This window comes from Hymenobacter bucti (assembly GCF_042681145.1).
GTDB classification, from domain to species: Bacteria; Bacteroidota; Bacteroidia; order Cytophagales; family Hymenobacteraceae; genus Hymenobacter; species Hymenobacter bucti.
Genome location: NZ_JBHUFD010000001.1, coordinates 1,164,587 through 1,189,876, shown reverse-complemented (window position 1 = coordinate 1,189,876; position 25,290 = coordinate 1,164,587). Strand labels below are relative to the sequence as shown.

At 62.2% G+C, this 25,290-nt stretch carries 25 protein-coding genes; 10 read left to right on the top strand and 15 right to left on the bottom strand.

All coding sequences use genetic code 11. The features are described from left to right. The first annotated feature begins 57 nt into the window (after nucleotides 1-57). On the top strand, nucleotides 58-885 hold the full coding sequence (gene ispE / locus ACFSDX_RS04985) for a 4-(cytidine 5'-diphospho)-2-C-methyl-D-erythritol kinase (protein WP_382312089.1): 828 nt from the start codon (nucleotides 58-60) through the stop codon (nucleotides 883-885). Nucleotides 886-952: 67 nt separating this feature from the next. On the opposite strand, the gene ACFSDX_RS04980 is transcribed toward ispE, so the two are convergent. From ACFSDX_RS04980 to tgt, 4 genes are all read right to left on the bottom strand, one after another. After that, nucleotides 953-1,885 carry a DMT family transporter gene (locus ACFSDX_RS04980; protein ID WP_382312088.1) on the bottom strand — a complete coding sequence of 311 codons (933 nt, stop codon included), beginning with the start codon at nucleotides 1,883-1,885 and terminating at the stop codon, nucleotides 953-955. A 97-nt stretch (nucleotides 1,886-1,982) separates the two neighbouring features. Continuing rightward, nucleotides 1,983-3,062 carry an LptF/LptG family permease gene (locus ACFSDX_RS04975; RefSeq protein ID WP_382312087.1) on the bottom strand — a complete coding sequence of 360 codons (1,080 nt, stop codon included), beginning with the start codon at nucleotides 3,060-3,062 and terminating at the stop codon, nucleotides 1,983-1,985. Between the two features lie 93 nt (nucleotides 3,063-3,155). Next, nucleotides 3,156-3,653 carry a GxxExxY protein gene (locus tag ACFSDX_RS04970; protein WP_382312086.1) on the bottom strand — a complete coding sequence of 166 codons (498 nt, stop codon included), beginning with the start codon at nucleotides 3,651-3,653 and terminating at the stop codon, nucleotides 3,156-3,158. Nucleotides 3,654-3,735: 82 nt separating this feature from the next. Next, nucleotides 3,736-4,866 carry a tRNA guanosine(34) transglycosylase Tgt gene (gene tgt, locus ACFSDX_RS04965; RefSeq protein WP_382312085.1) on the bottom strand — a complete coding sequence of 377 codons (1,131 nt, stop codon included), beginning with the start codon at nucleotides 4,864-4,866 and terminating at the stop codon, nucleotides 3,736-3,738. A gap of 176 nt (nucleotides 4,867-5,042) precedes the next feature. On the opposite strand from tgt, the gene ACFSDX_RS04960 reads away from it, so the two are divergent. From ACFSDX_RS04960 to rsmG, 3 genes are all read left to right on the top strand, one after another. Then, nucleotides 5,043-6,200: a glycosyltransferase gene (locus ACFSDX_RS04960; protein WP_382312084.1), complete on the top strand. Its 1,158-nt coding sequence runs from the start codon at nucleotides 5,043-5,045 to the stop codon at nucleotides 6,198-6,200. Continuing rightward, entirely contained in the window at nucleotides 6,191-6,814 is a 624-nt protein-coding gene (locus tag ACFSDX_RS04955) for an RNA polymerase sigma factor (RefSeq protein ID WP_382312083.1), read from the top strand. The genes ACFSDX_RS04960 and ACFSDX_RS04955 overlap by 10 nt, the downstream gene beginning before the upstream one ends. Before the next feature lie 151 nt (nucleotides 6,815-6,965). After that, entirely contained in the window at nucleotides 6,966-7,580 is a 615-nt protein-coding gene (gene rsmG / locus ACFSDX_RS04950) for a 16S rRNA (guanine(527)-N(7))-methyltransferase RsmG (protein ID WP_382312082.1), read from the top strand. A 41-nt stretch (nucleotides 7,581-7,621) separates the two neighbouring features. Here rsmG and ACFSDX_RS04945 read toward each other — a convergent pair whose 3' ends face one another. The 4 genes from ACFSDX_RS04945 to ACFSDX_RS04930 all read right to left on the bottom strand — a co-directional run bounded on the left by ACFSDX_RS04945 (nucleotide 7,622) and on the right by ACFSDX_RS04930 (nucleotide 12,003). Next, nucleotides 7,622-8,437, bottom strand: coding sequence for a mechanosensitive ion channel family protein (locus tag ACFSDX_RS04945; protein WP_382312081.1), 816 nt, complete (start codon nucleotides 8,435-8,437; stop codon nucleotides 7,622-7,624). 107 nt (nucleotides 8,438-8,544) lie between these two features. Beyond that, entirely contained in the window at nucleotides 8,545-9,168 is a 624-nt protein-coding gene (locus ACFSDX_RS04940) for a hypothetical protein (protein ID WP_382312080.1), read from the bottom strand. Next, on the bottom strand, nucleotides 9,110-9,976 hold the full coding sequence (locus ACFSDX_RS04935; protein ID WP_382312079.1) for a hypothetical protein: 867 nt from the start codon (nucleotides 9,974-9,976) through the stop codon (nucleotides 9,110-9,112). Before ACFSDX_RS04935 ends, ACFSDX_RS04940 begins: the two co-directional genes overlap by 59 nt. Next, nucleotides 9,973-12,003, bottom strand: a complete 2,031-nt coding sequence (locus ACFSDX_RS04930) for a peptidylprolyl isomerase (RefSeq protein ID WP_382312077.1) — start codon at nucleotides 12,001-12,003, stop codon at nucleotides 9,973-9,975. Before ACFSDX_RS04930 ends, ACFSDX_RS04935 begins: the two co-directional genes overlap by 4 nt. A 159-nt stretch (nucleotides 12,004-12,162) precedes the next feature. Between ACFSDX_RS04930 and ACFSDX_RS04925 the strand changes: the two genes are divergently transcribed. The 3 genes from ACFSDX_RS04925 (at nucleotide 12,163) to ACFSDX_RS04915 (ending at nucleotide 14,291) form a co-directional block, all read left to right on the top strand. Continuing rightward, nucleotides 12,163-13,389: an S-adenosylmethionine:tRNA ribosyltransferase-isomerase gene (locus ACFSDX_RS04925; RefSeq protein ID WP_382312076.1), complete on the top strand. Its 1,227-nt coding sequence runs from the start codon at nucleotides 12,163-12,165 to the stop codon at nucleotides 13,387-13,389. A 133-nt stretch (nucleotides 13,390-13,522) separates the two neighbouring features. Further along, a complete protein-coding gene (locus ACFSDX_RS04920; RefSeq protein WP_382312075.1) occupies nucleotides 13,523-13,828 on the top strand; it encodes a hypothetical protein in 306 nt (101 codons plus the stop codon). 61 nt (nucleotides 13,829-13,889) lie between these two features. Beyond that, complete coding sequence (locus ACFSDX_RS04915; protein WP_382312074.1) at nucleotides 13,890-14,291, top strand: DUF2721 domain-containing protein; 402 nt, start codon at nucleotides 13,890-13,892, stop codon at nucleotides 14,289-14,291. An 8-nt stretch (nucleotides 14,292-14,299) separates the two neighbouring features. Here the strand turns inward: ACFSDX_RS04915 and ACFSDX_RS04910 are convergent, their stop codons facing one another. Then, complete coding sequence (locus ACFSDX_RS04910; RefSeq protein ID WP_382312073.1) at nucleotides 14,300-14,536, bottom strand: hypothetical protein; 237 nt, start codon at nucleotides 14,534-14,536, stop codon at nucleotides 14,300-14,302. Between the two features lie 239 nt (nucleotides 14,537-14,775). Here ACFSDX_RS04910 and ACFSDX_RS04905 point away from each other — a divergent pair, with 239 nt between their 5' ends. The 3 genes from ACFSDX_RS04905 to ACFSDX_RS04895 are packed head-to-tail and all read left to right on the top strand — an operon-like array spanning nucleotide 14,776 to nucleotide 18,022. Continuing rightward, entirely contained in the window at nucleotides 14,776-16,092 is a 1,317-nt protein-coding gene (locus ACFSDX_RS04905) for an ammonium transporter (RefSeq protein ID WP_382312072.1), read from the top strand. Between the two features lie 39 nt (nucleotides 16,093-16,131). After that, nucleotides 16,132-16,836, top strand: coding sequence for an acetyltransferase (locus tag ACFSDX_RS04900; RefSeq protein WP_382312071.1), 705 nt, complete (start codon nucleotides 16,132-16,134; stop codon nucleotides 16,834-16,836). 55 nt (nucleotides 16,837-16,891) lie between these two features. Further along, entirely contained in the window at nucleotides 16,892-18,022 is a 1,131-nt protein-coding gene (locus ACFSDX_RS04895; RefSeq protein WP_382312070.1) for a DegT/DnrJ/EryC1/StrS family aminotransferase, read from the top strand. A gap of 119 nt (nucleotides 18,023-18,141) precedes the next feature. On the opposite strand, the gene ACFSDX_RS04890 is transcribed toward ACFSDX_RS04895, so the two are convergent. The 6 genes from ACFSDX_RS04890 to atpD all read right to left on the bottom strand — a co-directional run bounded on the left by ACFSDX_RS04890 (nucleotide 18,142) and on the right by atpD (nucleotide 25,220). Next, nucleotides 18,142-19,650, bottom strand: a complete 1,509-nt coding sequence (locus ACFSDX_RS04890) for a mucoidy inhibitor MuiA family protein (protein ID WP_382312069.1) — start codon at nucleotides 19,648-19,650, stop codon at nucleotides 18,142-18,144. Between the two features lie 58 nt (nucleotides 19,651-19,708). Further along, nucleotides 19,709-20,392: a membrane-associated protein gene (locus ACFSDX_RS04885; RefSeq protein ID WP_382312068.1), complete on the bottom strand. Its 684-nt coding sequence runs from the start codon at nucleotides 20,390-20,392 to the stop codon at nucleotides 19,709-19,711. Between the two features lie 232 nt (nucleotides 20,393-20,624). Beyond that, the gene (locus ACFSDX_RS04880) at nucleotides 20,625-21,767 is read right to left on the bottom strand and encodes a trans-sulfuration enzyme family protein (protein ID WP_382312066.1); all 1,143 of its coding nucleotides are present in this window, start codon (nucleotides 21,765-21,767) and stop codon (nucleotides 20,625-20,627) included. A gap of 44 nt (nucleotides 21,768-21,811) precedes the next feature. Next, nucleotides 21,812-22,933, bottom strand: a complete 1,122-nt coding sequence (locus ACFSDX_RS04875) for an AI-2E family transporter (protein ID WP_382312065.1) — start codon at nucleotides 22,931-22,933, stop codon at nucleotides 21,812-21,814. A 452-nt stretch (nucleotides 22,934-23,385) separates the two neighbouring features. Beyond that, nucleotides 23,386-23,628: an ATP synthase F1 subunit epsilon gene (gene atpC, locus ACFSDX_RS04870; RefSeq protein WP_382312064.1), complete on the bottom strand. Its 243-nt coding sequence runs from the start codon at nucleotides 23,626-23,628 to the stop codon at nucleotides 23,386-23,388. An 89-nt stretch (nucleotides 23,629-23,717) separates the two neighbouring features. Continuing rightward, nucleotides 23,718-25,220 carry a F0F1 ATP synthase subunit beta gene (gene atpD, locus ACFSDX_RS04865; protein WP_382312063.1) on the bottom strand — a complete coding sequence of 501 codons (1,503 nt, stop codon included), beginning with the start codon at nucleotides 25,218-25,220 and terminating at the stop codon, nucleotides 23,718-23,720. Nucleotides 25,221-25,290 lie beyond the last annotated feature (70 nt).

The window sequence follows — 25,290 nt, the reverse complement described above, 5'->3', positions numbered from 1 at the left end:
CACCAAGCCTAAAGTACGCTTCTGCCCACGCTTCGCCCCCCAAATTTACTATCTCCCGTGCTCACCTTTCCCAACGCCAAGCTCAACCTAGGTTTGTACGTGACGGCCAAGCGGCCCGACGGCTACCACGCCCTCGAAACCGTGTTTCTGCCCCTGCCCTGGGCCGACGCCCTCGAAGTGCTGCCCGCCCCCAAAGGCCAGACCGGCCCCAGCCTCACGCTCACGGGCCGCCCCATCCCCGGCGAGGTGGCTACCAACTTGTGCCTCAAGGCCTACGAGCTACTCAAAGCTGATTTCTCGGACTTGCCCGCCGCCCAGCTGCACCTGCACAAAATAGTACCCATCGGGGCCGGCCTAGGTGGCGGCTCGGCCGATGCCGCGTTTGCATTGCGCGCTATCAACGACGTATTTAAGTTGAATTTAACGGTAGCGCAGCTCGAAGGCTACGCCCGCCGCCTGGGAGCCGACTGCGCGTTTTTCATCGAAAACAAGCCGTGCCTGGCCCTGGAAAGAGGCGACGTGTTCGAGCCCATCGCCCTCGACCTGCGCGGCACGGCCTGCGCAGTGGTGTACCCAGGCCTGCACATCAGCACGGCGCAGGCCTTTGCGGGCATCGTGCCCAGGGCGCCCAAAATGCCTTTGCGCGAAGCCCTAGGTCAGCCCCTGAGCACCTGGCGCGACACGGTCAGCAACGACTTTGAGGCGTCGCTGGCGCCCGTTTACCCCGTGCTGGCCGACATCAAGCAGCAGCTCTACGCGGCGGGCGCGGCCTATGCCAGCCTCTCGGGCTCAGGCTCAGCCGTGTACGGGCTGTTTCCGGAACTGGCGGAGGCGCCGGCGCTGCCCTGGCCCAGCGAGTACCTGGTGTGGCGCGGGCAACTTTGAATTAAAAATTATAAATGAAAAATTAAAAGAGAGTATACTTTTTAATTTTTCATTTATAATTTTTAATTCAAACGACTATCTCAGCAGCCGCACGTTGGCGGGCCCGGCGCTGGTTCCACTGGTCGAGCACGGGGTGCACGAGCACGCTGGCCAGAATCAAAATGGTACCTAGGTAGAAGCCGCCCGACATTTTCTCTTGCCCAAAGCCGGGCACCCGCAGCACGAACATAATCTGCGCCAGCACGATGCCGTAGACGGGCTCCAGGTTGATGGTGAGGTTGACCACGAAGGCCGAAATCCGCTTCATCAGCTCGACCGAAGTCGAGAAGGCGTACACCGTGCATACGCCCGCCAGCAGCAGCAGCCACAGCCAGTCGAGGCCGTGCAGGGCCAGGTGCAGGCCCTGCCCCTGGGTGAAGTACCGGCTATAAACCGGAAAGAACAGCGCGATGCTCAGGCAGGCGCCCGCCATTTCGTAGAAGGTAAGCTTAACCGGCGCGTGGCGCTTGACCAGCTGCGAGTTGAGCACGCTAAACAGCGCCGACAGCCCCGCCGAAACCACCGCCACCAGCAAGCCGGTGAGCTGCGTAAACTCGGCCTGCGAAATGAGGTACAGCCCCACCATCGCTAGCAAACCCAGGCCCACTTCGTAGGGCCGCACGCGGCGCCACAGCAGCAGCGGCTCCAGCAGCGAGGTCCACAGGGCCAGCGTGGCCAGGCCCGCCAGGCACACGCTCACCGATGACAGGCGCGCGGCCAGAAAAAACGTAATCCAGTGCGCTGCCACCAGCGCGCCCACGCCCAGCAGCTTCAGCGCCTCGGGGCCGGCCACGCGCCAGCCCGTGCGCCGCACCACCAGCAGCCCCGCCAGGCCCGTGGTGGCCAGCGCCGTGCGCCAAAACACCAGCTCGACCGGCGGCACCGTCAGCAGCTTGCCCAAAATGGCGGTGAAGCCCCAGAGCAGGACGATAAAATGCAGCTTGAGGTAGTCTTTAAGCATAAGGTAATAGGGGTAATTGGAGTAATTAGCGTAATGGACACGGCAGCAGTATCCAATCAGGATTACGCTAATTATCCATTACGCCCATTGCCCCATTCTATTTAGGTACGAGGCGATACAGCACCAGCCCGATGGCCGAAAATACCATCCCCGGAAACCACGCTGCCAGCAGCGGCGGCATGCTGCCCACCTGCGCCAAGTTGCGGCTCAGCATCACGAAGATGATAAAAATGAAGGCCAGCACGAAGCCCAGCGCAATTTGCCCGCCCACGCCGCCACGGCTTTTGCGGGCGCTCAGCACCACACCAATAAAGGTGAGAATCAGAATATCGAACGGGTAGGCGTAGCGCTCAAATTTCACGCTCAGGTACTGCGCGGTATCGTCGGCGCCGCGCAGGATTTTACTGTTAATCAAGTCGTTGAGCTGGGGTGAGGTCAGCGTCTCGGCCAGGCGGTAGGTGTTGGCGAAGTCCTTGGGGTAGAGGTTCAGCGTGGTGTCGCGGGCCGGGATGGTTTGCAACACTTCATCCTGGCTACCGCGAAAGGAGCGCACTAGCTGCTGCGACATTTTCCAGGCCTGCTTGGTGCTGTCCCAGGCCAGGTTGTCGGCCGTGAGGCGCCGGCGCAGCACGGTGCCGTCGATGGTTTCGAGGGCAAAGTGGTAGCCCGTGTTGGTGGAGCTGCTATAGCTTTCGAGGTACACGTAGCTCCTAGGGCCGATTTTCATGTGCACGTTGCGCCCCTCAAAGCGCCAGGGCTCCTTCACGTGCAACGACTCGAAGTGCACTATCTCCTTGGTAGCCTTTGGGATAACCCAGCCCACCAGCCCAAACGTGAGCAGCCCGATAATGGTGGCGCCCATGAGGTAGGGCACCAGCAGCCGCCCAAAGCTCATGCCGCTGGCCAGCATGGCCACAATCTCGGTGCGCGCCGCCAGCTTGGCCGTCACAAACACCACCGCCAGGAAAATAGTAATCGGCGAGAGCAGGTTGGCGAAGTACGGAAACAGGTAGATATAGTAGTGCGTGAAAACGTGCCCAAACGAGAGGTTGTGGTGGATAAAATCGTCGTTTTTCTCGGTGTAGTCAATCACGCAAATCACCGACACGAGCATTACCACCGTGAAGAAAAACGCGGTGAGAAACTTGGTGATGATGTATTTATCAAGCAACTTCATAAATCGCAGATTTAGCGGATTTAATGGATTTCGCGGATACGCCCGCCTGCGGCGGGCTGGCTATGCTTTTTTGGCTGGGGCCGGTAGCTTTGGCTAGGTGTGGAACGTGGATTTGATGAAGCGGCGGTATTGGAGGGAGGTGCTGCCAAAATTCAGGAGTAGGCCTACGTGGAGGTGGTAGGCTTCTAGGTAGTTGATGACTTGGGCAAAGTGGATATCGGCCAGGTCGGTTGTGGCTTTTAGCTCTACCAGGATGGGTTTTTCGGGCTGCGGGCCTTCTACCATAAAGTCGACCCGGCGGCTACCAATCTGCTGCCCCCGAAAGTAGATGGGCGTTTCGACCTCCTGCTGGGCCTGCATGCCCTCGCGTGCCAACTCAATGGACAGCGCCCGCTGATAAATTACTTCCGGAAAGCCCGCACCCAAAACGCTATGCACCCGCATCGCGCAGCCAATGGCCCGGTGCGTAAACGGCGTGTAAACCGCTAGGTCTACCCCGTAAGCCGCCCCCGGCTCCCCCACCAAGCTACCAAGCCCAGCCCCACTCCCCAAATAGTCAGCATCCACCCAATCATCAAAAGCCCCATCCATAATCAAAAAGCACAATAAAGCCTAGTCAGCCCGCCGCAGGCGGGCGTATCCGCGAAATCCGTTAAATCCGCTAAATCTGCGATTATAGGCGGCGCATTAGTTTTTCGACCATGCCCGGCTTCCACTGGGCAAACGTGCCGGCGATGATTTGCTTGCGTGCTTCTTTCACCAGCCAGAGATAAAAGGTGAGGTTGTGCATTGAGGCGATTTGCGCGCCGAGCATTTCCTTAGCTTGCATGAGGTGGCGCAGGTAGGCCTTGGTATAAAACGTGCTGGCGTAGCCACCTAGGGTCTCATCGATGGGTGAAAAATCGTCGGCCCACTTCTTATTAGTGACGTTGATAATGCCCTGGGTGGTGAAGAGCATGCCGTTGCGGGCATTGCGGGTGGGCAGCACGCAGTCGAACATATCGACCCCTAGGGCAATGTTTTCCAGGATATTAGCCGGCGTGCCCACGCCCATGAGGTAGCGCGGCTTGTCCGGGGGCAGAATGTCGCAGACCAGCTCGGTCATCTCATACATGAGCTCGGCGGGCTCGCCCACGCTGAGGCCGCCGATGGCGTTGCCGGCGCGGCCCTGCTCGGCGATGAACTCGGCCGACTGCACCCGCAGGTCCTTAAATGTGCTGCCCTGCACGATGGGGAACAGCGTCTGCTCGTAGCCGTAGAGCGGCTCGGTGGTGTCGAGGCGCTCGATGCAGCGCTTGAGCCAGCGGTGCGTCATGTCCAGGGAGCGGCGGGCGTAGTCGTACTCGCACGGCCAGGGCGTGCACTCGTCAAACGCCATGATGATGTCGGCCCCGATGCGGCGCTGAATATCCATCACGCCCTCGGGCGAAAACAGGTGCTTCGAGCCGTCGATGTGCGAGCGGAAGGTCACGCCCTCTTCCTTAATCTTGCGGGTGCCGCTGAGCGAAAACACCTGGTAGCCACCGCTATCGGTGAGGATGGGCCGGTCCCAGCCGTTGAACTTGTGCAGGCCACCAGCGGCCTCCAGCACCTCCAGGCCGGGGCGCAGGTAGAGATGATAGGTATTACCAAGGATAATCTGGGCCTGCACGTCGTTTTTCAGTTCGCGCTGGCCCACGGCTTTCACGCTGCCGGCCGTGCCGACGGGCATAAAGATGGGCGTTTCGATGGTGCCGTGCGCGGTGGTGAGCAGCCCGGCGCGGGCCTTGGTGCCCGGGTCTTGGGCGAGGAGGTCAAAAGTCATGGTCAAAAAGGCACTGGGCCGAAGGCCGGGCAACTGGCCGGGCGCCGGGGATAGTTCCGGCGCGGCGCCTGGCCCACGGCACTGCCACAAAGGTACTTCGGACAGCCGGGCCGCTTATTCGGCGAGTAACGGCCGGCCCTGGGCCACCCCCGGCCGTACCTTTGGGGCCTAGTCCCGTGCTGCTACCACCGCTTACCTCGCTTCCGCCGTCGCTTATCCTGCTGCCGCTGCTCCTGGTGCAGCTTTGGTACTGGGCGCGGTATTTTCGGCCGTTTACGCGGCGCCCCCTCGAGGCGCTAGCCGAAGAGCCGGGGCCCGACAGCGAGCCGGTGTCCCTCATTTTATGCACCCACAACGAGCTCGACAACCTGCGCGAACTCGTACCGATACTCCTCAACCAAGACTACCCGGCGGGCTTCGAACTGGTGCTCATCAACGACCGCAGCCACGACGAAACCGAGCTCTACGCCCAGCAGCTGGCGCAGTATTATCCGGGCCGGTTTCGGCTCGTAACCGTGACGCACACGCCCGCCGGCTTCTCGCCCAAGAAGTATGCGCTCACGCTCGGCATCAAGGCCGCCCAGCACGAGCGGCTCCTGTTTACCGACGCCGACTGCCGTCCTGTCACGTACGACTGGCTGCGCCTGATGCAGCGCGGCTTTAGCCAAAAAAATGGTACCGACTTAGTACTGGGCTTCTCCGGCTATACCGAAGAGCCGGGGCTACTCAACCAGCTCATCCGCTACGAGACGCTGCTCACGGCGGCGCAGTACCTAGGGCTGGCCTGGGCGGGCCACCCCTACATGGGCGTGGGTCGTAACCTGGGGTATACGCGCGGCACGTTTCAGAGCACTAAGGGCTTTGCCAGCCACATTAGGCGTCTCAGCGGCGACGACGACCTGCTGGTGCAGGACGCCGTGGCCCTGGGTGCCCGCGTGGCCGTGGTGGCCGACCCGCCCGCCCAAACCCTGAGCGAGCCCGCCCACACCTGGGCCGGCTGGTGGCGCCAAAAGCGCCGCCACCTCTCGGCCGGCAGCCGCTACCGGGCGCCCGACCGCCGCCGGCTCGCTATATTTATGGGTAGCCATGTTCTTTTCTACCTACTAACCCCGGCCGTATTGGCAGTGTCACTTTCCCTAGAAAATAGTTTATCTTTGGGAGTATTGTGGCTGGCCCGAACATTGCTGTTACTAACAGCTTATATACCACTGGCTCGCCGCCTGGGGCAGAAGCTGCCCGCCGCCACGCTGCCTTTTCTTGATTTTATATACCTCGCTTTTTATTGCGCCTGGGGCTTCTCGCTCCTGGTGCGCCGCCCGCTCCAATGGAAGTAAACCCCGCTGATATTCAGAAACAGTTTTCGTCTAAAGCCCGGCATGACTTCAAACTCATCCGCGCCGCCGTGGACAACGGCGATGAGAAGGCTTATGCCGAGCTGATGCAGATTTATAAGAAGCCGGTGTTTCACGTCGTCCTTAAAATGGTGCGCAACCCCGACGACGCCGAGGACCTCACCATCGAGGCCTTCGCCAAGGCGTTTCGTAACCTGCACAAATTCAACCCGGAGTTTGCGTTCAGCACCTGGCTCTTCCGCATCGCGACCAACAACTGCATCGACTTTATTCGCAAGAATAAAATCAAGACGATGAGCATTGACTCGGCCGTGAAAATGGGCGACGGCGATGAGATTCAGCTGGAATTCCGCGACAACGACCTCAACCCGGCCGACACGACGATTAAGAACCAGAAAATCGAAATCATGCGTCACGTCGTGTCGCGCCTGCCCGATAAATACCAGCGTCTGGTGAGCCTGCGCTACTTCGACGAGCTCAGCTACGAAGAAATCGCCACCGAGCTTAAAGCACCCCTAGGTACTGTGAAAGCTCAGTTGCACCGCGCTCGCGAGTTGCTCTATGACATGGTGAAGGACAAGAAAGAATTTATTTAATTGATTGGCATAACGCTAAACCCGTCATGCTCATCTGGTGGCCACGCAGTGAAGCATCTCTACCGCACCGTTGGAATACAAACCAGACGATGCAGCAGAGATGCTTCACTGCGTTCAGCATGACGGGTTTTAGTTTTTTTTACCGTTTTGCATGAATTTGCTCACCAAATACTTCCCTACCCTCACCCCGCAGCAGCTTAAACAGTTTGCGGAGTTCGAGAAGGAATTTAAAGCATGGAACACGCAGATAAACCTCGTGTCCCGCACCGACGCCGACAACCTCATGGAGCGCCACATCCTGCACTCGCTAGGCATTGCCAAGGTGGTGCAGTTTCCGGCGGGCAGCGCGGTGCTCGATGTAGGCACGGGCGGCGGCCTGCCGGGCTTGCCGCTGGCTATTCTATTTCCCGAAGTGAAGTTTCACCTCGTCGATAGCATTGGCAAGAAGATTAAGGCGGTGCAGTTTATGGCGGGCGTGCTGGGCCTCGGCAACGTGACGGCCACCCAAACCCGCGCCGAGCAGGTGACCGAGAAGTTTGACTTTGTGGTGAGCCGAGCAGTGGCGCGGCTGGCCGCGTTTCATCCCTGGATTATGCACAGCTACAAGAAGCATCCCGCCCGCGGGGCGGGGCTGTATTACCTCAAAGGCGGCGACCTAGGTGAGGAAATCGCCGAAAGCGGCCTCGTGGCGCAGGTTGTTGACCTCAAGGATTTCTACGAGGAGGAGTTTTTCGACACCAAGAAAGTGGTGGTGGTGCCGGTGTAAGGCGCGCAGTAGCGCGCTAAACTGCGGCCAGCCACGAGCTGCTAGCTGGCGGGCGCGGCGGTAGCCAGGGGTTTGGTAGCGAACCACTGCTGAAGCTTCTCCAGCAGGTGGTTGCGCAGGGCGTCTTCCTGGCTGGGCTGCGCGTACACGCGGAAGGCCACGGTCATGGTGGCACCGGGTTTGAGAGCCACCAGCACCACCTGCGGCGCGGGCGCGTCGGGCACCTCATCGTCGTGGCGCAGGAGCGGAATTGCCTGCTGGCGCAGGGCCTCGAAATCGGTGCTGCTATCCAGTTCCAACTGGATTTCGACTAGGGCCCGCTTGGGGTGAGCTTTGTTGATGATGACGCCGTTGGACGTGGCGCCGTTGGGCAGAATAACGGTATCGCCCTGCGGGGTGAGCAGGATGGTATTGAAAATCTGGATGGCCTGCACGGTGCCGCTGCGGCCCTGGCTCTCAATAACGTCGCCCACGGTAAAGGGCTTGAATATTAGCAGTAGCACGCCCCCGGCAAAGTTGGCCAGCGTGCCTTGCAGGGCCAGGCCCACCGCCAGGCCCGCCGCCCCCACAATAGCCACGAATGACGTGGTTTCGAAGCCCACCATGCCCGCCGCCGACATCAGCAGCAGCACCTTGAGGGCAATGCTGAACATACTGGTGAGGAAGGAACTGAGCGACACATCGAGCCGCGCCGTGGCAGCGGCCACCAAGCGGCTGCCCCAGCTAATGAGCCACCAACCCACTACGAGCAACACAATAGCCGCGACCACCTTAGGTATGTAGAGCACCGCTAGGTCTTGCAGGCGTTCGAGGTAGAATCCAACTTGATGCAGGGCCAAAAGCGAGGTGAGCAACATGATAAAATGGCAAGCGAAAAGGTACTAGCAACGGCTACCGACCCCGCTGGGTTGAGTTTGAGCTCGCTACTAGCTGGCAATGAGGGCGCCACGCACCTAGGCCCGAGCTACTGCACCGGGTAGTAGTACAGCGTGGGCTTCTCGATAATACCCCAGTGCTTGAGCAGCTCGGCATTGGTGACCGACTCGTAGGGCCGGGCAATGGGCGACCACGACAAAACCGTGCACTCGTGGGGCAGCCGCACCACCGGCGCAGCGCCCGCCCGGGCGAGTACAGCGAGCGCCTGGCGCTCACGGCCGTTGTGATTCTTGGGTTGCAGCTTGCGGTCGGCGTTGGTGAAAATAAGGGCTACCACCACTACCGCTGCCGCGTACCACTGCTGCGGGCGGCCCTGCAGCTGCCGCAGCAAGTAGCTGCCTGTCAGTGCGTAGCAGCCAATAAGCCCCACCGTGATGGGCAGGATGGAATCGTGCCGCAGGATGAGAGGCCGGTAGTTGCGGTAGCCGCCCAGGGGCAGCAGCGCCACGTAGACCAGCGCAAACCACCCTAGGTAGCGCAGCACCAGCAAGATGCGCTGCGCCTCGGCCGTGGGCGGCAGCCGGCGCCGAATCAGCTGCACATTGGCCAGGCAGCCCAGCACCAGCAGCGGCAGCCCGAGCTTGCTGGTGAGCTCATCCCAGATACCTAGGGGCACCAGCTGGTAGCGCTGCCCGAGGGGCAGCGTAGCCATCAGGTTTTCGGTATTGTGCCGCCCGATGTAGAGCGAGTACAAACAGAGCGCGCCCAGCCAGCCCCAGACCAGCACGGCCTGGCAGGTTAGCGAGCCAGCGGGTGGCGGGCAGCGGCCAGCGCTGCCTAGCTGCGTGCAGGCCCACGCCCAGCAGCAGCACCAGCACCACCCCCGCAATAATGGGCCCGCTAAACGCCAGCACCACCACCAGCAGCAGCATGGCTACCAGCTGCGGGCCGCCCACGCGCAAAGGCTGCTGCTGGCTGGCCGCCCGGTACAGCGGCCACAGCAGCACCAGCAGGGCCAGCAGCGGCAGGGCATAAAAAAAGGTGTAGGTGAAGGAGTTATCCACCACCGACATCTGCCCGTTGTAGCCCGTGGTCTGGAAGAAGGGCGCCATGAGGGCCATCGCCAGCCACAGCCGCCAGTTGCTGAGGCGCCGGGTGCCGGTGGCGTACCACCCCAGCACGTAAAGCAGCAGCGCCTGCACGCCCACGCTGAGCAGGGCCAAAGCCACGTACACACTAGCAATAGGCGTAGTGAAGGCTTGCAGCAACAGCGGCACGCGCAGGCAGTATTCGCGCAGCGTAATGTGCGAAAAGAACCGATTTGGGGCCGAGTACCAGCCCCCGGTAGTCAGCACCGTCCAGCCGAAGGGGTCGTGCAGCACCGGCGCGTAGTCGGCGCGCGGCACCACAATGGCGGCTAGGTCGCCATCGAGGGGCAAGTGGGTGTGCTGCACGTAGGTGAGCCCCAGGTCGGCCAGCACGGCCAGCATGAGCAGGGCCAGTAGCCAAGTCTTTTTCATTGCTTAGGGGAAGGAGCCGTGGGCCGCGCGCCAGCCGGCAGCAGCGTCACGGCCGTGATGCGGTCGCCGATGTCGAGGCGCTGCACCACCTCAAGGCCGCGCACTACCTGGGCAAAAATCGGGTAGCGGCCATCGAGGTGCGGGGTGGGTAGATGAGTAACGAAGAACTGGCAGCTTTCCGTGTCCTTACCGGCCGAGGCCAGCCCCACGGCGCCCGCGCCATAGGTGAGCTGAGCCAGCTCCGAGCGCAGGGTGTAGGGCGTGCTGCCCGAGCCGTCGCCGCGCGGGTCGCCGCCCTGCATCACAAAATTGGGCACCACGCGGTGGAAATACAGCCCATCGTAGAAGTGCTGCCGCACCAAGGCCACGAAGCTGGCCACCGCGCCCGGCGACTCCACCACTTTCAGTTCCAGCTCCACCACGCCCTGCGTGGTGGCCAGGCGCACGCGCTGGCCCACCGGCACGCTTTGCACCACCGCCCAATCGATGGGGTGCTGGCTGGCCGTGCCCCGCGGGGCCGGGGTGAGCGCGGCGGTTTTTTCGAGCTTGTCGAGCGCCTGTTGCAGCGCTATCCAGGGCTCTATTTCGCGGGGCAGCGTCAGCTTGTCGCGGGCCTGGCGCAGGGCGGCCAGGTCTTCGGCCTGGGGCGCGGGCACCAGCTTGGGGTCGGCCAGCGCCTCGGCGGCAGTGCTGAGCTGCGCCTCGTCGCCACCCGCCAGGGCGCGCCGCAGGGCTGCCGTGAAATCGGCCTGGCGGGCGGCGGGGAAAGCTTTGTTGCCGCGCATCGCCACCAGGGCACCTAGGGCGGTGCCGGGCACCACGGGCGGGCCGGTGGTCAGGGTCGCCTCTTTAGCTACGAAGTCAAACTGCGCCGGGTCCTCACCTAGGGCCGTGAGCAGGGCGGCTTTTTCGTACTGGTTGGCCGTGCGCTGATAGCGGCGCCGGATGCTGTCGGCGGTGGCGGGGCGCTGGGCGGCGGGCGCGTGGCGCAGGGACGCTTGCAGCAGGGTGGTGCGGGCGCGGAAGTGCTTATTCTTTAACAGGTCAGGAAATGCGCGATTAAATGCACTATCTGGCTTGGCTTTTAAGAACCATTCGGCAGCGGCCAGCGATTCCTGGGCCAAAGGTCTAGCCAGTTCATCACTGAGCACTTTCTGAGGCATAAGCAGCCCCCCCGTTACCACCGCGTGCCGTTCTACAGACAACTGGGCCGAAGGTGGCGGCGACATAGCGGAGAACTGTAATGTATTAGGCAAAGCTCGCAGGGCTCCAATACGCACTTGATGGTCCGCGTCGAAGCGGGCTGCTTTGGCTAAAGCATCATAAACCACCGGCCGCGCCACCCGCCCCAGCGCCGTGGCGCAGTTAGCCCGCACAAAATAATTTGGGTCCGAACTCAAGCCTTTCAACAGCACTGGCAGCGCTACCCGCGCTAGCGTCGAATCCTGGCCCCGCATGCGGGTAAAAGCCGCCGAAGCGCCCGTGCGGGCGGCTAGCACCTGGTTTCGCTGACCTAGGAGCTTGGTAGCCTGGCCCACAGCTTCGGGCGTGGCGAGTCCGCGCAGCGCGGCGCGGTACAGGCCCCAAGCGCGGCCGGGCGCAGCAGCGCTGTCGGGGCCGGGCGGCGTTATTGTCCAGAGCTGGCTCACGGTGCGCTTAGTTACGCAGCGGCCTAGGGCTTCGTAGGTGGCGCGGCGGGCCAGGGCGTTGGGCTCGAGCTGGGTTAGGCGCTGCCCTAGGGCGGGCACGGCAGTGCTGTCGCCGGTTTGGCCGAGGGCGTAAGCGGCGGCGCGGCGCACGGCGGGCGCGGCATCGTGCAGCAGCGGCAGCAGCGCGGACACGGCTTTGGCGTCTTGCACCGAGCCTAGGGCCTCGGCGGCGGCGGCGCGGTAGGTGGCGTTTTTATCGGTGAGAAAGGGCAGTAGGTCCGCCGTTTTGCGCTCATCCTGGGCGGTGGCAATGCGCCGGCGGGTGGCATCGGCGTAGGGGTGCGCGGGGGGCGGCACGGCCGATACCAGCAAGGGCACACCAACTAAAAAAAGGAAGAACAAGCGCATAGGGAGGCCCGAATGAAGCCGCAAGTAAGACCCGAAGTTGTTGATTTCACCCGGCGCGGGCCGCAAAGCCTCGGCCCCGGCCCGACCTTTGCGCTCGCTTTCTACCCTTCCTCCCTCCTCCCGTTCCTCATGCTCTCCCCGCAGCAGCTCCGCATTCAGGATTTTCACTACGACCTGCCCGCGGCCCGCATCGCGCCCGAGCCCCTGCCCGACCGCGCCGCCAGCCGCCTGCTGGTGAGCCGGGCGGGCGTGCTCACCGACAAAACCTTCCGGGACCTGCCTAACGAGCTGCCGCCCCATACGCTGCTCATTTTCAACGACACGCAAGTGGTACGGGCGCGGCTGTTGGCCCGGCGCCCCACGGGCGGCGTGGTCGAGCTGTTTTGCCTCGAGCCCGTGACCCCGCACCGCGCCCTGGAGCCCGCCTTGCAGCAAACCGCCGCTGCTACCTGGCGCTGCCTCGTGGGCAATGGCCGCCGCTGGAAGGAAGGCCCCGTGACGCTGGAGTTTTCGTTCGCGGGCCAGCCCGCCACGCTCTGGGCCGAGCGCCAAGCCGTGGAAGAGAGCGGCGAAAGCCTCATCGATTTTCGCTGGGAGCCCAGTTCGCTGCCCTTTGCCGAGGTGCTGCGCGCCGCCGGCCACCTGCCCCTACCGCCCTACCTGCACCGCCCCGACACCGCCATCGATGCCGTGCGCTACCAAACCGTGTACGCCGCCCACGAGGGCGCCGTGGCCGCGCCCACCGCGGGCCTGCACTTCACCCCCGAGCTGCTGCAAGAGCTAGCCCAGCGCGGCGTGGCCACCGGCCAGGTAACGCTGCACGTGGGCGCCGGCACGTTTCAGCCCGTGAAGGCCGAAGCCATGGCCGACCACCCCATGCACGCCGAGCCCATTATTGTGCAGGCCGGCTTGCTGCGGCAGCTGCTGGCGCACCGGCCCCACCCCGTTATTGCGGTGGGCACCACCAGCCTGCGCACCCTCGAAAGCCTGTACTGGCTCGGCGCTGGGCTGGTGCGCCAGCCCGAGCAGTCCACGCTGGCCGTGGCCCAGTGGCAGCCCTATGAGGAGGCCGCGCCCGCGGTAGCGCCCGAGCAGGCGCTGCAAGCGCTGCTGGCCTACCTCGAGCGCCAGGGCTCCGACGCGCTGGAGGCCAGCACGCGCCTGCTCATTGCGCCGGGCTACCAGTTTCGGCTGGTGCAGGGGCTGATTACCAATTTTCACCAACCCGAGAGCACCCTGCTGCTGCTGGTGTCGGCGCTGCTGGGCCCTGGCTGGCGCACCGTGTACGACCACGCCTTGGCCCATGGCTACCGCTTCCTGAGCTACGGCGATAGTTCTCTGCTGTTGCCGGGCTAGCACAGTGGCGTTAATCGATTTTGGCACGGGCTTTGAACGACTGCGCTCAACCGGGTGCCTTCGCGCCTCACAACCCTAGCGAAGTGGCCCCGTAAAAGGCCCAAGAAATCCAATTCTACCTTTCTTTTCAATCATGAAAAACGCAATTCTGCTCCTCGCCGCCTGTGCCTTCACCACCGCTTCTTTTGCCCAAACTCCGGAGACGGAAGTGAAAGTACGTGACAACGGCACGAAAAAAGTAGTTACCAAGACCGGCAAAACCAACGTGGGCCAAGCCCTCGAAAACACGACCGATGCCGCTGGCAACCTAGCCAAGAAAACTGGCAGCAAAATCAAGAGCGGCACCAAAAAAGGCGTCAGAAAAGTAAAGAGCGGTACCCAGAAAGTCGGCAAAGAGACTGTAAAAGGTAGCGAGAAAATCGAAGCTAAAACGGAGTAGTCCGCTTGCGCTTATTACAAAGAAAAAGCCCCGGCCTGCGCCGGGGCTTTTTCTTTGTGGCATGAGTATTACGCTTACTACGCCGGCGCTCTTGTTTCCGGCCCTATCGCTGTTGCTGCTGGCTTACACCAACCGTTTTTTGAGCTTGGCCGACCGGGTACGGGGCCTGAAGGCGCGCTATGAAAACGCCCCCCACGCCCACCTACGGCCGCAGATTGAGAACCTGCGACGCCGCCTAGGGCTGCTGCGTAACATGCAGGCCGTGGGCACGGGCAGCATGTTTGGCTGCGTGCTCACCATGTTTGTACTGTACGCGGGCTGGCAGCAGGCCGGGCAGCTGCTATTTGGCGCCAGCCTGCTGGCCCTGCTAATTTCCCTAGGTATGGCTCTGCTCGAAATTCAGATTTCGGTCGACGCACTCAATATTGAGCTGGACAACCTGCAGGAAACGCCCGCTGCCTGACGGCCGGCTTACTGGTCGGCCGGCTTTTCCTTGAGCTGGTACAGCACGCTTTCGCTCACGCCGTGGCCAAATAAGCTGAGGCCCGCGTTGAACACCACCAGGGCCACCGTACCCGCGCCCACCCACTGGGCCGTGGGCACCTTACGCTCCTTGAGGGCGCCGGCCCAGCTGATAAGGCACGCGCCGGCCCCTACCGTCAGTAGCCCCGCGGGGGCAAATAGTAACCATTTAGCTTTATGGGTCATTGCTGTTGCACAGCGGCTTATTAGGTAGCAGGCCGCCGTGCCACCTAGTACCAGAAAGCACTTTCCAGGGTTGCCAGCTTTGGGGCAAAAGCTCCTCCTGGCCGTTCAGCTAAGTAGTAGCTGCGAGCATAGTTTGGGGAGCATTATACCTAAAAAAAGTATGCCAGCGAGGCATTGAGCCTAGGTAAATGCGGTAGCGCCCTATCTTCGTGCAGGTCATATTGATAAAAACTGCACTTATGCCGCGCACCATTTTATTAGCTCGTTTATCGCTGGTTCTGCTGTTGGCACTGGCGGCAGCTGCTGCGTTTTTACCCCACCACCACCCCGAAGCGGCGCCCAATGCCTTTCAGCCCGCCGACATTGCTTGGATGCTCACGGCCTCGGGCCTGGTTTTGTTTATGACGCCGGGGCTGGCGTTTTTTTATGGGGGTATGGTGAGCCGGCGCAACGTTATCTCGACCATGTTGCAGAGCTTTATCGCCCTAGGTATCATTTCGGTGCTGTGGTACGTGGTAGGCTTTTCACTGGCCTTCGGCGACGACATTGGGGGCGTGATTGGTGACCCGCGCACGTTTTTTATGTTCAACAACGTGGGCACGGCGCCGCACGCGCGCCTGGGCGTCACGATGCCGCTGGTGCTGTTTGCCGCGTTTCAACTCAAGTTTGCCATCATCACGCCGGCGCTCATCAGCGGCGGCTTTGCCGAGCGCATTCGGTTTTGGGGCTACCTCATTTTCATCTGCCTCTTTAGCATTTTTATCTACTGCCCGCTGGCCCACTGGGCCTGGCACCCCGATGGCTTTTTGGCCAAGTGGGGCGTGCTCGACTTTGCGGGTGGCACGGTGGTGCACATTTCGGCGGGCTTTGCGGCGCTGGCCGGGGCCATTTCCATCGGCCGCCGCCGGGTGCACCTCGATGGCCACGCCCACGTGCCGGTCAACGTGCCGTTCGTAATCCTAGGCACCGGCCTGCTGTGGTTCGGTTGGTTTGGGTTTAATGCCGGCTCGGCCTTCGGGGCTAATACCACGGCGGTGCAGGCGTTCTTCACCACGCACCTGGCCTCGGCGGCCGCCATGCTCACCTGGATGCTGCTGGAGTCGGCCCGCGGGCAGCGGCCCTCGGCCATGGGCACGGCCATTGGGGCCGTGGTGGGGCTGGTGGCCATTACGCCCGCGGCGGGCTACGTGGCCTACGGGCCGGCGCTGGCCATTGGCATTCTGGCCTCGGGCGTGAGCTTCGGGGCCGTGATTCTGAAAAACCGCACAACCCTCGATGACACCCTCGACGTGTTTCCGTGCCACGGCGTGGGCGGTATCGTGGGCATGCTGGCCACGGCGCTATTCGCCCAGAAGGGCGGCCTGTTTACGGGCGGCGGGCCGGCGCTGCTGGGCTACCACCTGCTTACGCTGCTTATTGTGGGGGTTTTTACTTTTGGGGGCTCGTGGCTGCTGTATAAGGTCACGAACCTGATTGTGCCCATCCGGGTAAACGCCGAAAATGAGGCACACGGCCTCGATGCCAGCCAGCACGGCGAAACCATTTTGGTGGCCTAGCTACCCGGTAGCGAGGCCGCCGGCCGCCCCTTTATTGCCATGACGCAGTTATTTTTTTCTGACTATCACCCCCAGGAGCAGCCGGCCGCGGCCCCGCAGCCGCTCGTTATTTTTGGGGCGGGCGGGCTGGGCCGCGAGGTGCTCGTACTGCTAATGCAGCTCAACGAGGCCGGCGCGAGCTGGGACGTGCGGGGTTTTTACGACGACCAGCCGCCCGCCGCGCCCACCGTGGCGGGCCTCCCCTACCTAGGCACCGCCCACGACCTCAACCAAACCACCGAGCCACTGGCCGTGGCCGTGGCCGTGGGCAGCGGCGCTAGCCGCGCCGCGGTGGTGGCCCGGCTCACGTCGGGGCAGCTCAGCTTTCCGGCGCTGGTGCATCCGGGAGTGCGGCTGGCGCGCTACCAGCGCGTGGCCCTGGGGGCGGGCTGCATCATTCAGCAGGGCTGCGTGCTCACCTGCGACATCGCCCTAGGGCGCTTCGTGCTGCTCAACCTAGGCTGCACCATCGGCCACGATGCAGTGCTCGAAGACTTTTGCTCGCTGATGCCCCACGCCAACGTGGGCGGGGCGGCGCAACTCGGTACGGGGGTGTACCTGGGTACTAATGCTACCGTTATCCAAGCGGTGCGGGTAGGCGCGGGCACCACGGTGGGCGCCGGGGCCGTAGTAGTGCGCGAATTGCCGGCCGGGATTACGGCCGTTGGGGTACCCGCAAGGGCAACGAGCGGTATTCAGCTATAGCGCGAGCTTTCAGTTCGCGCTACGGCTGAATGACCTACTTACTTGTTAATTGACTTTGGACCGTATTTATCTTTCGCCCCCGCACCTAGGTCGCCACGAGCTCAACTACCTGCATAAGGCAGTCGAAGACAACTGGGTGGCCCCGGTGGGTCCTAACCTCACGGGCTTCGAGGCGGACCTATGCGCTTTTACGGGCGTCGGCCATGCGGTAGCGCTCACCTCGGGCACGGCCGCCATCCACCTCGGGCTGCGGCTGCTGGGCGTGGGGCCGGGCGATGAGGTGCTGTGCCCTTCGTTCACGTTTGTGGCCACCGCCAATCCCATTGGGTACTGCGGCGCCACGCCAGTGTTCGTGGATAGCGAAGCCGATACCTGGAACATGTGCCCCGCCCGCCTGCGTGAGGCCCTGGCCGACCGCCACCGGCTAGGTAAAAAGCCAAAGGCGCTGCTGCTGGTGCACCTCTACGGCATGCCCGCCAAGCTCGATGAGCTGCTGGCCATCGCGCAGGAGTTTGGCTTGCCCGTGCTCGAAGATGCTGCCGAGGCCCTAGGGTCACGCTACCAGGGCCGGCCGCTGGGCAGCTTCGGCGACGTGAGCGTGTTTAGCTTCAACGGCAATAAGATACTGACCACCAGCGGCGGCGGCGCCTTGCTAACCAACCGGGCCGACTACGCCGCCAAGGCGCTATTCCTGGCCACGCAGGCCCGCGACCCAGCGCCGCACTACCAGCACTCGGAAGTGGGCTACAACTACCGCCTCAGCAACCTGCTCGCCGGCATCGGCCGCGGCCAGATGGAGCTACTGGAGGACCGGGTGAAGCGCCGCCGCGAGATTTTTACCTGGTACCGGGAAAACCTAGCGGGCCTGCCCGGCCTCGCCGTGGCGCCCGCCGCCGAGCTGCCCGGCAGCCGCACCAACCGCTGGCTGACCACCGTGCTCCTCAACCCTGCGGAAACCAAGGCTACTCCCGAAACGCTGCGCCAGCACCTCGAAACGCGCAACATCGAGAGCCGGCCGCTGTGGAAACCGCTGCACTTGCAGCCGCTCTTTGCCGGGGTGCCCATGTACGGCGGCGCGGTGTGCGAGGACCTGTTTGCCCGCGGCCTATGCCTGCCCAGCGGCACGGCCCTCACCGACGACGACCTAGGGCGCGTGGCGCGGACATTACGGGAAGGGCTGGAGTAAGCCTTCACGCGAAGTTTTACGAAATAAGGCGCGAAGTTTTGTAAAGCCGCTCCAAACGGCGTTAGCGCGGCTTTGCAAAACTTCGCGCCTTACTTCGCAAAACTTCGCGCTAAAAGACACTACCTGAACTTAGGACTCTTGACGCGGCGGTCGCGGCGCAGATTGATGGGCTGGGCGGCGGGGGCCTCCACCGTGAACGCAATGGGGAAGCGCCGGCTGGCCCCCGGCGCGAGACTAAACAGCCAGGTCAATTTGCCCGACGGCTCATCGAGGGCGGCCCCGCCAAGGTCGATGGGCTTCACGGTAATCTCCTTTTCCTGCGACACGGGCAGCTGGTCGAGCAGGCGCAGGCGCACGGCGTAGGGGTGGGTGTTCTTGACGTTGATTTCGTAGCCCAAACGGGCGCGGGTGCGGCTACCGCCGCTAATGGGGCCTTCAAAATCTTCGCGCTTGGTACGCGTAAGCTGCACTTGGGGGTCGCGGCCAAACGATACTTCGAGGGTGTCGGTGTAGGCGCGGGTGTCGAGGTCGGTGGTGCCCACGTAGGTGCCCCGGTAAAAGATGGTGGCCGTCTCGGCCAGAAAATTCACCTGGTTCCAGTCGCTCACCCGGCCCACCAGAAATACCTCCTCGTCTTTTTTAGGGATGGCCAGGTATTCGAGGCGCATGGGTAGGGTGAAGTCGCCGAGCACGTACGTGTGGGCGCCACCAGCAGGCAGGGTCACGGGGGCGGGCAGGCGCAGACTGGCCCCAAGGTCAGGGGCCGCGGCGGGGCCGGCGGCAGCGGTGCCAGGAGTGCCAGGCCCTTTCACGGCAAAGTCGTCAAGGTTACCCTCGCCCTCGTTGCCAGCGCGGCCAAAAGCCACGGTCCAGGGGTCGAGGGCGGGGCGGGTGGTTTGGGCCGAGGGGGTGTTAGTGCGCAGCGTTACGGGGAGGTTGGTCCAGGGCAGGCCGGTGTCGTTGCGCAGGGCGGCGCGGCTCACCACGCGCAGCTGGCGCAAGTTGGGCTCGCTCACGCGCAGCTCGTAAGTGGGCCGCCAGGGGGCAGCGGTGGCCAGGCGGTAGCTCACGCGTAGGCGCACCTGCCCGGCGCGGGGCACTTGCAGATGCAGCAGCAGGTCGGGAGGAATGACGTCGGCGGCCGCCGCAGTGCCGAGGGCCGCCAATTGCTCGTCTATTTGCACCAGGCGGGCGCTGTAGGCGGTGCCGGCGCGCAGCGTTTCTTCGGCCCAGCGACCGGGCGTGTTGTTGTCGGCGTGCGTGTTTTGCTTTAAAAACTCCTTCTCGGCGCTGAGTAGGGCTATTTCGTGGCGGCGGCGGCCAAGGGTGTCGCGCCCCACCGTGCGTCGGGGGCTACCGGCCACTAGCTCCAGGCCCTCCAGCTCGGCCCCGGTGGCATCGGCTTGCAGGGCATAATCGGTCAGGGCCGGGGCCAGGCCGGTCACGCGCACATCCACGGCCCCGGCAGGTAGCGTGGCGCTACCCTCATGCTGCAGCTCGGCCGCATCGAGGTAGAGCGTGACGGCCCGCAGCGGCAGCGCCTGGCGAATGGCCGTGGGGGTAGTTTGGGCCGGGGCCACCCAAGGGGCGAGGGCCAGAAGCAAGGAGGAGAGGAAAAATTTACTCACAAAACTGGAGGTATCACCTTATAAAAACGCGGCGCAGAAGCTGACTCCGCGGCCTGCTTTAAGCCGATTGCAAGCTACCTACCGCCTGCGCCACTGGCGCTACCGCGGCCGGCCGGCCAAACCAGCGGCGCAGCAGCAGGTGCGTAGGCAAGTAAAACACGCTAAACAGCGCCAGCATCCAGCCTACCAGATACACCGGGCCGGGCAGCCAGACTTGGGCGTGGGCATCATCAAAGCCAAACACGTAGTTGATGTTGACCGGAATCTTGGGGTCAGGCAGCACGGTGCCAGCGGGCGGCAGCAGGAAGTACGCTACCAAACACAGGCCCCAGCCGAGGCCCGCCCAGGCCCAGAGCGCCCGGCGGTCGTAGCCCAGCCGCCGCACCATAAACAGTAGCAGAAACGGCAGCCACCCATGGAAAAACGACAGCCCCCGCAAGAACAGCGAGCGCTCGGGGTCGAACATATACGCCGTGAGCCCCACCAGCTTGAAGCCGAACAGCTGAGTCAGAAAATCGGCGCACCACAGCAGCTGCGGCAGCAGAATACCCACCGCCGCCATCGAGGCCGGCAACGGCCACTCGGTCCACAGCCCAACCACGCTCAGCAGCAAGGCCACATCGCAGAAATACAGAAAATTGGTGGGGCCGTAGTTGAGGTAGTACACGGGCACCAGCACGGCTACGAAAGCCGTAACCAGCAGCTTCAGGGCAAGCGGCAAACGAGTGGGGGCAGCAGACATAACGCGGGTTGGGTTGAGGTGAGCCGCAATGCCGGCCGCCCTAGGGCCCCACCGACATTGCTGAGGCGAAATACGGCCCCGCCTTGCTGCCAACAACTGCGAAATATCACCTTTCAGGAGCTTTCAATTCCCCCGTCTTCTACCGCAAGCACTTGGCTTAAAGCATACTACTTGGTTTTTATCAGACTTTTGCCATCCAGCCAAAAGCGCTTCCTGCCCCCGCAACAAAGCGCTACCCCAGCGCCTGCGCCAAGTCAGCCAGCAGCTCGGCGGGCTCTTCAATACCCACGCTCAGGCGCAGCACACCCGGCGAGATACCTAGGGCGCGGCGCTGCTCCTCCGTGAGGCCGCGGTGCGAAGTTGCCGTGGGATACGAGCATGACGAGGCTACGCCGGCCAGCGAGGGCGCCAGTGGAAAGAGCTTGGTACGCTGCACGAAAGCATCGGCGGCGGCCACCGTGTCGTCAGCCAGCCGCACCGAGAGCATGCCGCCGTACAAGCCGTTCAGCAGCTGAGCCTCGGCCAAGCCGTGGCCAGGGTGCGTTTCCAGGCCCGGATAAAACACCTGCGCCACGGCCGGGTGCTTGGCCAGGAAACGGGCCACGGCCAGCGCGTTTTCGGAGTGCTGCCGCATGCGCAGGAGCAGCGTTTTGAGGCCCCGCACGGCCAGCCAGCTATCCAGCGGCGCCAGCATCAGCCCTAGGTTGGTGGCTACTTGCCGCAGGCGCTTATTTAGGTCCGGGTCGTTGGCTACCACCACGCCGGCCGTTACGTCGGAGTGGCCACCTAGGTACTTCGTGGCCGAGTGCCACACTAGGTCGGCGCCCCAGTCGAGCGGCCGCGTCAGCACGGGCGAGGTAAACGAGCTGTCAATGAGCAGCAAAATGCCCTGCTCACGGCAAGCCTGCGCCAAGCGTGGCCCATCGAGCACCTTCAGTAGCGGGTTGCTTAATACTTCGGCCAGCACCAGCTTGGTATTGGGCTGGCGGTGCTGACCAAGGTCGTAAAGGTCATCCAGCGGTACGTAGGTCGTTTCGATACCTAGGCGGCTCAACTCCTTTGACAGCAGGACCACCGAGCCACCATAGAGCTCGGCGGGGCACAGCACGTGGTCGCCGGCCTGGCAGGTGGCCAGTACGGCCGCCAGCAGCCCGGCTAAGCCGGCGCCAGTGGCCACGCCACCCGCGGCGCCCTCCAGGCGAGCTACCTCGGCCACTAGCTCATCCGAATTGGGGTGTTCAGAGCGCGAATAGCCGTACATGCCGCCGTGGTCGGGGGCCGTGTAGTAGGTTTCCAGCTCAGCCAGCGAGCTGAATTTGAAGACCGAAGTCTGGTAAATCGGGGTGACTTTTGGGTGAATCGGGGTCAGGTCCATAGGAGGGCGAAGGTAGGGCCCGCGCCTTGCTCCTGCCCACTACGCTACTGCGTGCGGCGCACTTCCTCGGCTTCATCGCGCACTTCCATCGACTTATCGATTATCTCCTCAGCTTTACCCGTTACCGAATTGGGTACCAGATGCAATAGCACCCGGTTCTCGCGGGCGAACACCTGCATTAACACCACGAAGTACGAGAGCAGCAACGGCCCGATAACCAGGCCCACGATGCCAAAAATATCCACGCCCAGCGTCAGGCCTACCAGCGTTACCCACGGGTGGATATCACCCATGTACTTGCCTAGCTGAATGCGCAACACGTTGTCAATGTTGATGATAACGATAACGCCCACCAGCAGAATACCGATACCCTGCCCCGTGTGTCCCTGCGCAATCTGGTAGAGCGCGGCCGGCCCCCAAACCAGCGGCGTGCCCAGCACCGGGATAAAGGCCATGAAAAACGCGACAACCGTCCAAAAACCTGGGCTAGGCACCCCAAAGCCCCACAGCGTCAGGCCCGTGAGCAAACCCTGCACAATGGCCACAATACCCTGACCTAGTACGTTGGCGTTCACGTTGTTGCGTAGCGATTCGCTCAGCTCGTCCAGCGTCTTTTCGCGGAAGGGTAGGTAGCGGTGCAGCCCCGCCAGAAAAGCCTCTTCCTGAGTAAACAGATAGTACATCGTGAAGAGCATCAGGCCCACTATCACAATGACATTTAGCACGCTGCTGGCTAGTGTAGGTATCCACTGGCTCACTTTGGTAGCGCCCTGCTGCAGCAAGGTGCGTACCTGCGCTTGGTCAGTCACCTGCATTCCCAGCTTGCGCTCAATGCCCTGCACGGTGGCCAGAATCTGGTCGGTATTCTGGGCCACTATCCGCACCTTATCGATGAGCAGCGAGGTAAGCGCAAAAAACGGAATGATGAGCACCACCACTGCAAACAATAGCAGCATCACCGTCACCAGCGTGCGGTTCCACTTGCGCTTGTGTACCAGCGCCGTAAACCACGGCCGTAGCACCACATAGAGGATGCCCGCTCCTAAAAAAGCCGTGAGGTAACCCAGCAGCCCGTAAAGCGTGAGTAGCCCCAGCACTATCAGCGTCACGATGAGCAGCAGGTAGCGTTGGCGGGGCGAGTAAATATTAGTTTCGATATTGTTCATAAAAGGTGGGAGAAGCTGCTTGCAGATTCTGCAGTTCGGCGGCGTAAAACTGGTAGTTCTGCTTAAAATCGGGGAATTAATAACGACAAGTAAGATGTCCTCTTAACGTCATTTTATCCCTAACTACTAAGCTGATGCGCAGCAAAATGTTGAGTTATCATAAGTTGCTAAGATTGCACTTATCCGCTTGCACAGACCACTTATACGCCTCCGCGCTATTATTGGTGAAAGCATAGTAATATTCCTGATTACAATAGCTCAGTACGCTGGCCCAATTATCGGGTCAGAAGCAGTTCGACCAAAGCCAGCCTTTTGCCGCACCGAGCAAAGTCGTAAGCCGCGAAAGCGAGCCACTAGCAGGCACGCACCTTCTCCGCCCAGCTACGCAAAAGCGCCCGCCCCGGCCGAAGCCAGAGCGAGCGCTCTCTTGTGTAAACTACGAAACGAGTGACCTAGGCCAAAGCCGACTCAGCCAGCACCGTCACTTTGTTGCGCAGCACCTCCACGATGCCGCCACCGATGTGAAACGTGCCGCCGCCCGCGCCCGTCACTATCACGTCGCCCTCTTTCAGGGCCGCAATGAGCGGGGCGTGGTTGTTGAGCACTTCAAACGAGCCATCGGTACCCGGAAAGCGCACCGAAGTGGCTTCGCCTTCGTAGACCTTCCGGTCGGGGGTGATGATTTCTAAATGCATAACTCTTGTTGGTTAAGAGCTAAAAGTTAAGAGTTAAGAGTTGGTAGCTGCGTTCGGCAACTCTTAACTCTTAACTCTTATCTCTTAACTTATTTGGCTTCCGCAATCAGGCGCTCGCCCTTGGCCACAGCATCTTCGATGTTGCCAACCAAGTTGAAGGCCGACTCCGGGAGGTGGTCGTACTTGCCGTCGATGATTTCGTTGAAGCCTTTGATGGTGTCCTTGATGTCAACCAGCACGCCTTGCAGGCCAGTGAACTGCTCGGCCACGAAGAAGGGCTGCGACAAGAAACGCTGCACGCGGCGGGCGCGGTTCACAGTCTGCTTATCCTCCTCGCTCAGTTCGTCCATGCCCAAGATGGCGATAATGTCCTGCAGCTCCTTGTAGCGCTGCAAAATCTCCTTCACGCGCTGGGCGGTGTTGTAGTGCTCGTCACCCAAGATGGTGGCGTCGAGGATGCGCGAGGTCGAGTCCAGCGGGTCAACGGCCGGGTAGATGCCCAGCTCGGCGATTTTGCGGCTCAGTACCGTTGTGGCGTCCAAGTGGGCAAAGGTGTTAGCCGGGGCCGGGTCGGTCAAGTCATCGGCCGGCACATACACGGCCTGCACCGAGGTAATCGAGCCGCGCTTGGTCGAGGTGATGCGCTCTTGCATGGCCCCCATTTCGGTGGCCAGCGTGGGCTGGTAACCTACGGCCGAAGGCATCCGGCCCAGCAGAGCCGATACTTCCGAACCCGCCTGCGTGAAGCGGAAAATGTTGTCGATGAAGAACAGGATGTCGCGGCCGGCACCGGTGCCGTCGCCATCGCGGAAGCTCTCGGCAATCGTGAGACCCGACAGAGCCACGCGAGCGCGGGCTCCGGGAGGCTCGTTCATCTGGCCGAACACGAGGGTAGCCTGCGATTTCTCCATCTCGGCCATGTCCACTTTGCTCAGGTCCCAGCCGCCCTCTTCCATCGAGTGCTTGAAGGCGTCGCCGTAGCGAATGATGTTGGCTTCGATGAATTCGCGCAGCAAGTCGTTGCCCTCGCGGGTACGCTCGCCCACGCCGGCAAACACCGACAGGCCCGAGTAGGCCTTGGCCACGTTGTTGATAAGCTCTTGAATCAGAACGGTTTTGCCTACGCCGGCACCGCCGAACAAGCCAATTTTACCGCCCTTCACGTAGGGAGCTAGCAGGTCAATTACTTTGATGCCGGTGAAAAATACCTCCGACGACGTCGCCAATTCCTCGAACGCCGGGGCGCTGCGGTGAATGGGCAGGCCGCCCGTGCTCGTGGGCTGCGGAATGCCGTCGATGGCCTGGCCAATTACGTTGAACAAGCGGCCCTTCACACCGTCGCCGGTGGGCATCGTGATGGCGTGGCCTAGGGGGCGCACGGCGGCGCCACGGGTCATGCCCTCGGTCGAGTCCATGGCGATGGTACGCACCCGGTCTTCGCCCAAGTGCTGCTGGCACTCCAGTATTACCACTTGGCCGTTTTCTTTGGTTACTTCCAGCGCGTCGAAGATGTTGGGGAGGTCGCTTTCGCCCGCGAAGCTCACGTCCACCACGGGGCCGATAACCTGGGTGATTTTGCCCGAATTCGCCATTTGGTTTTGTTTTACTAAGTTAATACATTTTGAGGGTGCAAAAGTACGCCCTAAACGGGGCTTTTCAAAG

Coding starts and splice junctions, on each gene's coding strand:
- ACFSDX_RS04980 (WP_382312088.1), bottom strand. CDS start 1,885: ATGCTTAAAGACTACCTCAAGCTGCATTTTATCGTCCTGCTCTGGGGC.
- ACFSDX_RS04975 (WP_382312087.1), bottom strand. CDS start 3,062: ATGAAGTTGCTTGATAAATACATCATCACCAAGTTTCTCACCGCGTTT.
- ACFSDX_RS04970 (WP_382312086.1), bottom strand. CDS start 3,653: ATGGATGGGGCTTTTGATGATTGGGTGGATGCTGACTATTTGGGGAGT.
- tgt (WP_382312085.1), bottom strand. CDS start 4,866: ATGACTTTTGACCTCCTCGCCCAAGACCCGGGCACCAAGGCCCGCGCC.
- ACFSDX_RS04955 (WP_382312083.1), top strand. CDS start 6,191: ATGGAAGTAAACCCCGCTGATATTCAGAAACAGTTTTCGTCTAAAGCC.
- rsmG (WP_382312082.1), top strand. CDS start 6,966: ATGAATTTGCTCACCAAATACTTCCCTACCCTCACCCCGCAGCAGCTT.
- ACFSDX_RS04945 (WP_382312081.1), bottom strand. CDS start 8,437: ATGTTGCTCACCTCGCTTTTGGCCCTGCATCAAGTTGGATTCTACCTC.
- ACFSDX_RS04940 (WP_382312080.1), bottom strand. CDS start 9,168: ATGGCTACGCTGCCCCTCGGGCAGCGCTACCAGCTGGTGCCCCTAGGT.
- ACFSDX_RS04935 (WP_382312079.1), bottom strand. CDS start 9,976: ATGAAAAAGACTTGGCTACTGGCCCTGCTCATGCTGGCCGTGCTGGCC.
- ACFSDX_RS04925 (WP_382312076.1), top strand. CDS start 12,163: ATGCTCTCCCCGCAGCAGCTCCGCATTCAGGATTTTCACTACGACCTG.
- ACFSDX_RS04920 (WP_382312075.1), top strand. CDS start 13,523: ATGAAAAACGCAATTCTGCTCCTCGCCGCCTGTGCCTTCACCACCGCT.
- ACFSDX_RS04915 (WP_382312074.1), top strand. CDS start 13,890: ATGAGTATTACGCTTACTACGCCGGCGCTCTTGTTTCCGGCCCTATCG.
- ACFSDX_RS04910 (WP_382312073.1), bottom strand. CDS start 14,536: ATGACCCATAAAGCTAAATGGTTACTATTTGCCCCCGCGGGGCTACTG.
- ACFSDX_RS04905 (WP_382312072.1), top strand. CDS start 14,776: ATGCCGCGCACCATTTTATTAGCTCGTTTATCGCTGGTTCTGCTGTTG.
- ACFSDX_RS04900 (WP_382312071.1), top strand. CDS start 16,132: ATGACGCAGTTATTTTTTTCTGACTATCACCCCCAGGAGCAGCCGGCC.
- ACFSDX_RS04885 (WP_382312068.1), bottom strand. CDS start 20,392: ATGTCTGCTGCCCCCACTCGTTTGCCGCTTGCCCTGAAGCTGCTGGTT.
- ACFSDX_RS04880 (WP_382312066.1), bottom strand. CDS start 21,767: ATGGACCTGACCCCGATTCACCCAAAAGTCACCCCGATTTACCAGACT.
- ACFSDX_RS04875 (WP_382312065.1), bottom strand. CDS start 22,933: ATGAACAATATCGAAACTAATATTTACTCGCCCCGCCAACGCTACCTG.
- atpC (WP_382312064.1), bottom strand. CDS start 23,628: ATGCATTTAGAAATCATCACCCCCGACCGGAAGGTCTACGAAGGCGAA.
- atpD (WP_382312063.1), bottom strand. CDS start 25,220: ATGGCGAATTCGGGCAAAATCACCCAGGTTATCGGCCCCGTGGTGGAC.